The organism is Nocardia amamiensis NBRC 102102, from assembly GCF_001612745.1.
In the GTDB taxonomy this organism is placed as follows: domain Bacteria; phylum Actinomycetota; class Actinomycetes; order Mycobacteriales; family Mycobacteriaceae; genus Nocardia; species Nocardia amamiensis.
In genome coordinates, this window is the sequence record NZ_BDBA01000309.1 from 1 (window position 1) to 7,706 (window position 7,706).

A 7,706-nucleotide genomic window follows, 5' to 3' on the forward strand; every position below is an offset into this window, starting at 1 on the left:
TGCGGCTGCCGATCGAGCCGGTAGCACCGCCGGCCACGGCAACCTGAGGCCGACACCACACCGGCGTCCGGCCCGCAACCGACTAGCGTGATCCGTTGTGTCAGACAGTGGTATCGACCTGCGCTCCTTCGTGCCCGCGGAGGAGGTCCGCGCCAAGGCGCGCGCGCTGCGTCAGCGGGTTCCGGTCACAGCACGGGACCGGGAGGCGACCGGCGCGCATCGTCCGGACGTACTCGCCTTTCTCGAGGCGAGCAACGCGTGGCGGTTGCCGCACCTGATACCGCTGCGCGTCGGGCGGATGTCGGCCTCACCGTTCACCTTCTACCGCGGCGCGGCGGGTTTGATGGCGGCCGATCTGGCCGGTGGCCCGGACAGTGGCCTGCGGGCCCAGTTGTGCGGCGACGCGCATGCGGCCAACTTCGGCCTGTACGGCACGGCGCGGGGCGAAATCATCATGGACATCAACGATTTCGACGAAACCGTGGTGGGGCCGTGGGAATGGGACCTGGAGCGTCTCGCGGCCAGCCTGGTGCTGGCGGGACGCGAGTCCGGCGCGGATGCCGACGACTGCCGCACCGCGGCGCGGGACGCCGCCCGCTCCTACCGCCTCGCCGTCGACGCGCTCGCCGCGATGCCGTTCATGGAGTCCTGGAGCGCGCTTCCGGACGAATCGGTGATCACCAGGGCCAAGGCCGACGACCTGCTCGACGACTTCAAGAAGGCGGCGAAGAAGGCGCGCAAGAACACCAGCGCCAAGGTGGTGGCCAAGTGGACCGAGCACCTCGAGGACCACCAGACCGGTATCCGCAAGCACCGATTCATCAGCGACCCACCGATTCTCACCGAGGTGGACGCGCACGTCGCCGAGGCGGTGACCGGCGGACTGGAGCGCTACGCGGAAAGCCTGCACGAATCCCGGCGCCATCTGCTGGCCCGATTCGCGGTGTCCGACGTCGCGTTCCGGATCGTCGGCACCGGCAGCGTCGGCTTGCACACCTATCTCGCCCTGCTGCACGGCAACGACGGCGAGGCGTTGGTGCTGCAAGTCAAGCAGGCCAATCCCTCGGCGCTGGCCCCGTTCCTGCCCACCCGCCCGGTGCGGCACGAGGGCGAGCGAATTGTGCAGGGCGCCAGGCTGGTTCAGTCCGAATCGGACATCCTGCTGGGGTGGACAACGCTCGACCCGACCGGCGACGGCGTCGAATTGCCTTTCATAGTGCGGCAATTCCGCAATCTGAAGGGCAGCATTGATCCCGCTGAACTGCCCGCAAGCGACCTCGACGACTACGGAAGGCTGGCGGGCGCGCTGCTGGCGAGGGCCCATTCGCGCTCGCTGGATCCCCGTCTGCTGTCGGGATATCTGGACGGTGACGAGCGTTTCGACGACGCGGTGGCCGCGTTCGCGGTGCGGTACGCCGATCGGACCGAGGCGGATCACGCCGCACTGGTCGATGCGATCCGAGCGGGCCGCATCACGGCCGAAGAGCCGGAGTAACGGCAAGCGCCGCGGCCGCGGAAGCCGGCTCAACACGCCGAGTGTCGGCCTGGGCGCGGCGAACTCGGTGCGGCACCTCGTATTCTGTCCCCTGTCGGGTCGACGTGAAGGGCGGTCGCCAATGCTCGTGCGAGTGCAGAACGCCGCAGGCACCAATGCCGAGCGTGCGCTGATCGATTGGCTGCGCACCTGGAAGGACCCGGAGAGTCCGCACGGTGTCGCGACGATCACCTGCAGCCTGTTCCACGCCGACCGGCTGCATCCTTTCGATGCCGTGATCTGGACGCCGACCAGCTGCGTGGTGATCGAGGCCGACGCGCTCGTGGCCCGGCAGGACGGCGTGCTGGAGGTCCCGCTGAACGGACCGTGGACGATCAACGGCGAGCCGGCGGCGATGGAGAGCCGCGACCGCCGCACCCCGCTGGAGAAGTCGCGGGAGCACACCTTCGCATTGCAGGAATGGCTGGCCGCCCGCGGTCTCGGGCAGCGTGTCGTGCACGGCGTCGCGCTGCTGGTTCCGCTGTCCGGCGCTCAGCTGCGGCTGGAGCAGGCCTGGGCCGACCCGAGTTTCGACGTGATCATCGGCGACGACTCGTCCCGGCTGCGGCACTATTTCGACGCGCTCGCCGCGGAGGAGAAATTCCTCTGGACCGCCAACGACGTCGCCATCGCGTTCCGCGGTCTGGGCATCCTGCCCTTCCTGCCCGCCCCGCAGGACCTGCTCGCCGAGGGGTTCCTCGGTCCGATCGACATCACGCTGTGGCACGGCGGCCCCAACCAGGCGCAGGCGGAGGCGTACGCCGAGGAGCTCGCGCAGTTGGAACGGGACGCGCAGGGCGCCGCCTTCGTCGTCCGGGCGCCCTGGTACAGCCCGTGGAAGCTGTATCCGCGGGAGCCGGGCGATCTCGATTTCGGCCGCGCGGTGATGCGCACCGTTCTGGCGATCGGCATGGTGATCGTTTTCGTCTGGGTTCTGTGGTTCGTCGTCACCGCGATCACGACCTACGGACCCGGCTGAGCGGTCGGGCGGCGCACCGCACCGCCACCGGATCGACAGCCCGCGCGGGCTGTTGGCTCGCTATCGTCGACCGGTGCTCGCAGTCAGGCAGACCGGTCGAGGAAAGAACACTTCCGCGGTAACCGTCCGTGCCGGTGTCGCCGCCACCGGCGCCGCGGCCACTGCGGCGGTTCCCGCCACTTTTCCTGCCGACGGAGCGCCGTCGGCGCTCGATCGCGCCATCGCGGATCCCGTCCACGCGGCGCTCGACGCGCGATCGTGGGTGTACGAAGCGCTCGTCGTCCCGAGCAATGGGTACATCCTGCTTCCGCTGCTGATCCTGGCTTGCGTTCGGTTCGCTCGCCGCGGCGATCTACCGCGCGCGGCGACGATGCTCGTCGTGCCGGAGCTGGCCGTCGCGATCAACACCTGGCTGCTGAAACCACTATGGGGGCGGCAGCTGGATGACTATCTCGCCTACCCAAGTGGGCACACCGTCCATTTGGTCGCGATCGCCGCCACCTTCGTGCTGCTGGCGGAGCTTCCGCAAGCGCGGCGCTTGGTTTGCGCGGCGGCGAGCGTCGCGACGCTCGCGGCGGCCGTCGGCATGGTCGGCCTCGGCTACCACCATCCGACCGATATCCTCGGCGGCATCGCGGCGGCGATCACGATGGCGATATCGCTGTGCTGGGCCGCCGAATTCCTCGGCCGTGGCAAGACCCGAGGCTCCACGACCCAGACGTACGCGCCTCAGGAGGGCGGCGTACGTCGGCTCGACTCGGATCGCCCGAGCTGGCGGCTGCCTCGCCTTCGCAGTGCTCAGCACGGACTGTGCCGGGTCGTGCCGCCTCTCTAGTGCGGCCACCTCGGCATTCACGCGGGGCGCAGGCTCTCTTGACGAACCTCCGTCCGGCTGAGCGATGCGGCTGCATACCCCTGACTCGGCTTCCGGCATGAGCCGAGGGCGAACACCGTCCGGCCGCGCCATCAGGTCCGGTCGTACACGCTGGCGTCGTCGAGCATGGCCGCGCGCAGCATCGACTCGGGCACGCCCATGGCCTCGACCAGGGGCAGCGCATGCGGGCGCAGCCGGTCGACGAGCTCGTTCACACCGCGGCGCACCGCCTTCGCCCGCTCCACCGACATGAACCGGTGCATGATGAACCAGGCCTGGTTCTCCTCGATGGTGGCGTAGACGTACAGGTCGCACATCGATCCGGCGAGTTCGCGGGCGTCCGGATCGTCGATGCCGGCGATGCCCTCGATGAACGCCTCCAGCACCAAGCGGTCGATGTGCGCCGAGCCCGCGGCCAAGATGTGGTCCTGGGCGTTGTTGAACGCTTCGAACGGGCAGGTGTCCTGCGCTCGCGCGCGCAGCCGGTGTGCCGCGGTCCGGACCAGATAGTCCTCGCGGTCGGCGAACAGCTGCAGTTGCACCGCCCGGCGCGACAGGTCACCGTCGTCGACGGACTCGCCACTGCGGTCTCGGAGGGTCTGGATCAGCTGGCGCACGCCCGATCGCTTGCGCACCACGTCACCGGCCATGGTGGCGGCGAAACGCACCCAGCCCAAGGCATCCAGGTCGCGGATCTCGTCGGCGTAGGCGGTGAGCAGTTCCTTGGCCACCAGTTGGGTGAGCACGATGTTGTCACCCTCGAAGGTGGTGAACACATCGGTGTCGGCTTTCAGCGTGACCAGCCGGTTCTCCGTGAGATAGCCCGCGCCGCCGCATGCTTCGCGGCATTCCTGAATGGCGCGGGTGGCGTGCCTGGTCTGCGCGACCTTCAGGCCCGCTGCGCGCTTCTCCAGCGCACGCTGCGCGCCCGGCTCGAGATCCTGGCCGGTCTGCACCAGATGCATCCGGCGTACCAGGTCGTTCTGCGCGAACGCGAGCGCGTACGACTTCGCGAGCAGCGGCAGCAGGCGGCGCTGATGGCTGCGGTAGTCCAGCAGAACGGTTTCCACGCCGGTGTCGGGGTCGGCGAACTGGCGGCGCTTCAGCGCGTAGCGCACCGCGATGCTCAGCGCCACGCGCGCACCGGCCGCCGCGGCGCCGCCGACGCTGACCCGGCCGCGCACCAGCGTGCCGAGCGTGGTGAAGAACCTGCGGCTCGGGTTGTCGATGTCGGAGCTGTAGGTGCCGTCCGGCGCGACGTCGGCGTAGCGGTTGAGCAGGTTCTCTCGCGGCACCCGCACGTGATCGAACGCGATGCGCCCGTTGTCCACGCCGGGCAGGCCGCCCTTGAGTCCGTCATCGATGGTTGTCACGCCGGGCAGGTCGGCGCCGTTCTCGTCCCTGATCGGCACCAGCAGGCAGTGCACGCCCTGGTTCTCGCCCTGAGTCATCAGTTGCGCGAAAACCGCTGCCATCCTGGCGTGTTCGGCCGCGCCGCCGATGTAGTCCTTGCGCGCCGACGGTGTCGGCGAGTGCACCACGAACTCCTCGGTCCGCGGATCATAGGTCGCCGTGGTCTCCAGGTTCGCGACGTCGCTGCCATGTCCGGATTCGGTCATGGCGAAGCAGCCGAGCAGATCCAGCGAGATCAACTGCTCGATGTACTCCCGGTGGCGTTCGGTGCCGAGATTCTCCACCGCGCCACCGAACAGTCCCCATTGCACACCCGATTTCACCCACAGCGACAGATCCGCGTAGGCCAGCATCTCCAGGCCGACCACCGCCGCGCCCGGTTCGCCGGTGCCGCCGTGCTCCCGGCGGAATCCGCGCTCGGCGAATCCCATCGTGGCGATGACCCGCATCTGGTCGAGCACCCGCGCCCGCGCCGCCTTGTAATCCAAGGACGGGTCCGCGGTGAACTCCTCACCGGCCAGCAGGTTTCGAGCTTCTTCCCGGACCGCCGCCCAGGGTCCGTCCAGTGTCGCGCGTAGGTGGTCCGCCGTCGTCATCGTGCCGGTCGTCATGACTCGACGATAGCCCCGCACGCGGCCCCGGAAACGTTGACGTGACAAGTCGTCACAGACCCTTGCCCGAACGTTGAACGCACGTTTAATATACTGAACATGTGTTTGATCGACAGCCCCTTCCGCAAGGACCCGCCGAGGATCTGACCACCGCGGCTCGCATCCGCGATACCGCGATCGAGGTATTCGGCGAACACGGTTTCCAGGTCGGCGTCCGCACAATCGCCTCCGCCGCCGGTGTCTCCCCCGGGTTGGTGAACCATCACTTCGGTTCCAAGGACGGCCTACGCGCCGCCTGCGACGACCGGGTGCTGCAACTGATCCGCGACGAGAAGATCAAGGCGATCACCGCGTCATCGGTCGCGTCGGGCATGCTCAACGCCCTGGCCGAGATCGAGTCGTACGCGCCGCTGGTCGCCTACATGGTGCGCAGCCTCCAAGCCGGTGGACCGATGGCGGAATCGCTGTTCGACCACATGGCCGCCGACGCCGAGGGGTATCTCGAGCAGGGCGTCGAGGCGGGCACGATCAAACCGAGCCGCGACCCCGCGGCGCGCGCCAGATACCTCATGATGCTGAACGTCGGCGCGACGCTGCTGTTCATGCAGCTCCGTCAGAGCCGCGGCGAACAGATCGACTATCGCAAGGCGATTCGCGAACTCACCGAAGAACTCACCCCGCCGGCTCTGGAGTTCTACACCCAGGGCCTGCTCACCGATCCCACGATCTTGGACACATTCACCAAGGAGAAGTGATGTCCGGCATCATCGAGGTCAGCGACCTCCGCAAGACCTTCGGCCACGTGACCGCATTGGACGGACTGAATCTCACGGTCACCGAAGGCGAGATCCACGGCTTCCTCGGCCCCAACGGCGCGGGCAAGTCCACCACCATCCGAGTGCTGCTCGGCATCCTACGGGCGACCGGAGGGCGCGCTCGGCTCTTCGGCCGTGACCCATGGGCCGACGCGGTCGCCCTGCATCGCGAACTAGCCTATGTCCCAGGCGATGTCACGCTCTGGCCATCGCTGTCCGGCGGCGAGACCATCGACCTGCTGGCCAGGATGCGCGGGGACAGCAACCAGAAACGGCGCGCCGAGCTGATCGAGCGCTTCGACCTGGACCCGCGCAAGAAGGCGCGTACCTACTCCAAGGGCAACCGGCAGAAGGTCGCCCTGATCTCCGCGCTGGCCTCCGATGTGCGGCTGCTGCTGCTCGACGAGCCGACCTCGGGTCTCGACCCGCTGATGGAGCAGGTCTTCCGGGAGTGCGTGCACGAGGCGCAGGAGCGCGGCACGACCGTCCTGCTGTCCAGTCACATCCTGTCCGAGGTGGAAGTGCTGTGCGACCGGGTGACCATCATCCGGGCCGGGCGCACGGTGGAGAGCGGCTCGCTGTCGGAGCTGCGTCATCTCTCGCGCACCTCCATCACCGCCGAATTGCTCGGCGACCCCGGCGATCTGAGCCGCATCCCGGGTGTGGAGGACATCGAACTCGACGGCGCCACGCTGCGCTGCCAGGTCGAGGGCGAGCACCTCGGCGAGCTGATCCGGGTGCTGGGCCACACCGGCGTCCGCAGTCTCACCAGCGCGCCACCGACGCTGGAAGAACTGTTTCTGCGGCACTACCACGTCGACGGTGACAGCGCCGAGTCCGCAACGACCACCGGGGAGAAGGTGCGAGCATGACCACCGCCATCGCCGACCGCGCCGCCGCGGCACCGGCATTCGGCGGCGGAGATTTCGCGGGAACCGGCAGGTTGCTGCGACTGTATCTGCGGCGGGACCGGATCGTGCTGCCGCTGTGGACGCTGCTGATCGGCCTGATGCCCGCCTTCCAAGTGGTCAGCGTCAAGGATCTATACAGCACCCAAGCCGATTTGGACAGCTTCGCGAAGACCACCGCCGACAGCCCGGCGCTGATCGCCATGTACGGCCCGGTGTTCAGCTCCGAACTCGGCTCGATCGGCACCTGGAAAGCGGGCGCCATGTACAGCATGATCGCCATCGCCACGGTGCTCACGGTGATCCGGCACACCAGGGTCGAGGAGGAGACCGGACGCGCGGAACTGGTCGGCGCCACCAGCATCGGCCGCTACGCGGGCCTCACCGCCACTCTCATCATGACCTACGCAGGCGCGCTGCTCGCCGGAATCGCCTGTGCCTTGTCGTTGTACGCCGCTGACCTGCCCGGTGCGGGGTCGCTGGCCTTCGGGGCCGCGCTGGCGGCCTCGGGCATCCTGTGGGGATCCGTCGCCGCGGTGGCCGCCCAGGTGAGCGCCGGGGCGCGGGTGGCG

At 68.5% G+C, this 7,706-nt stretch carries 6 protein-coding genes and 1 pseudogene; 6 read left to right on the forward strand and 1 reads right to left on the reverse strand.

Going from position 1 to position 7,706, the window contains the following annotated elements; translation table 11 throughout:
- Positions 1-97 precede the first annotated feature (97 nt).
- The 3 genes from NA4_RS36350 to NA4_RS36360 all read left to right on the forward strand — a co-directional run bounded on the left by NA4_RS36350 (position 98) and on the right by NA4_RS36360 (position 3,348).
- On the forward strand, positions 98-1,495 hold the full coding sequence (locus NA4_RS36350; RefSeq protein ID WP_067480342.1) for a DUF2252 domain-containing protein: 1,398 nt from the start codon (positions 98-100) through the stop codon (positions 1,493-1,495).
- A 121-nt stretch (positions 1,496-1,616) separates the two neighbouring features.
- Complete coding sequence (locus tag NA4_RS36355; protein WP_067480346.1) at positions 1,617-2,513, forward strand: nuclease-related domain-containing protein; 897 nt, start codon at positions 1,617-1,619, stop codon at positions 2,511-2,513.
- Positions 2,514-2,586: 73 nt separating this feature from the next.
- Positions 2,587-3,348: a phosphatase PAP2 family protein gene (locus tag NA4_RS36360; protein ID WP_067480349.1), complete on the forward strand. Its 762-nt coding sequence runs from the start codon at positions 2,587-2,589 to the stop codon at positions 3,346-3,348.
- A 131-nt stretch (positions 3,349-3,479) separates the two neighbouring features.
- Here the strand turns inward: NA4_RS36360 and NA4_RS36365 are convergent, their stop codons facing one another.
- Positions 3,480-5,411 (reverse strand): acyl-CoA dehydrogenase family protein, encoded by a 1,932-nt coding sequence (locus NA4_RS36365; RefSeq protein ID WP_067480353.1) that lies wholly within the window; start codon positions 5,409-5,411, stop codon positions 3,480-3,482.
- 101 nt (positions 5,412-5,512) lie between these two features.
- Here NA4_RS36365 and NA4_RS36370 point away from each other — a divergent pair, with 101 nt between their 5' ends.
- The 3 genes and pseudogenes from NA4_RS36370 to NA4_RS36380 all read left to right on the forward strand — a co-directional run.
- A complete protein-coding gene (locus tag NA4_RS36370; RefSeq protein ID WP_067480356.1) occupies positions 5,513-6,166 on the forward strand; it encodes a TetR/AcrR family transcriptional regulator in 654 nt (217 codons plus the stop codon).
- A complete protein-coding gene (locus tag NA4_RS36375) occupies positions 6,166-7,098 on the forward strand; it encodes an ABC transporter ATP-binding protein (protein WP_067480360.1) in 933 nt (310 codons plus the stop codon). Before NA4_RS36370 ends, NA4_RS36375 begins: the two co-directional genes overlap by 1 nt.
- A pseudogene (locus tag NA4_RS36380) lies at positions 7,095-7,706 on the forward strand (ABC transporter permease); the annotation flags it as partial. The gene NA4_RS36375 and the pseudogene NA4_RS36380, both read left to right, overlap by 4 nt.

Excerpts from the sequence above, each read along its gene's own strand:
- NA4_RS36355 (WP_067480346.1), top strand. The coding sequence starts at position 1,617 with ATGCTCGTGCGAGTGCAGAACGCCGCAGGCACCAATGCCGAGCGTGCG.
- NA4_RS36365 (WP_067480353.1), bottom strand. The coding sequence starts at position 5,411 with ATGACGACCGGCACGATGACGACGGCGGACCACCTACGCGCGACACTG.
- NA4_RS36375 (WP_067480360.1), top strand. The coding sequence starts at position 6,166 with ATGTCCGGCATCATCGAGGTCAGCGACCTCCGCAAGACCTTCGGCCAC.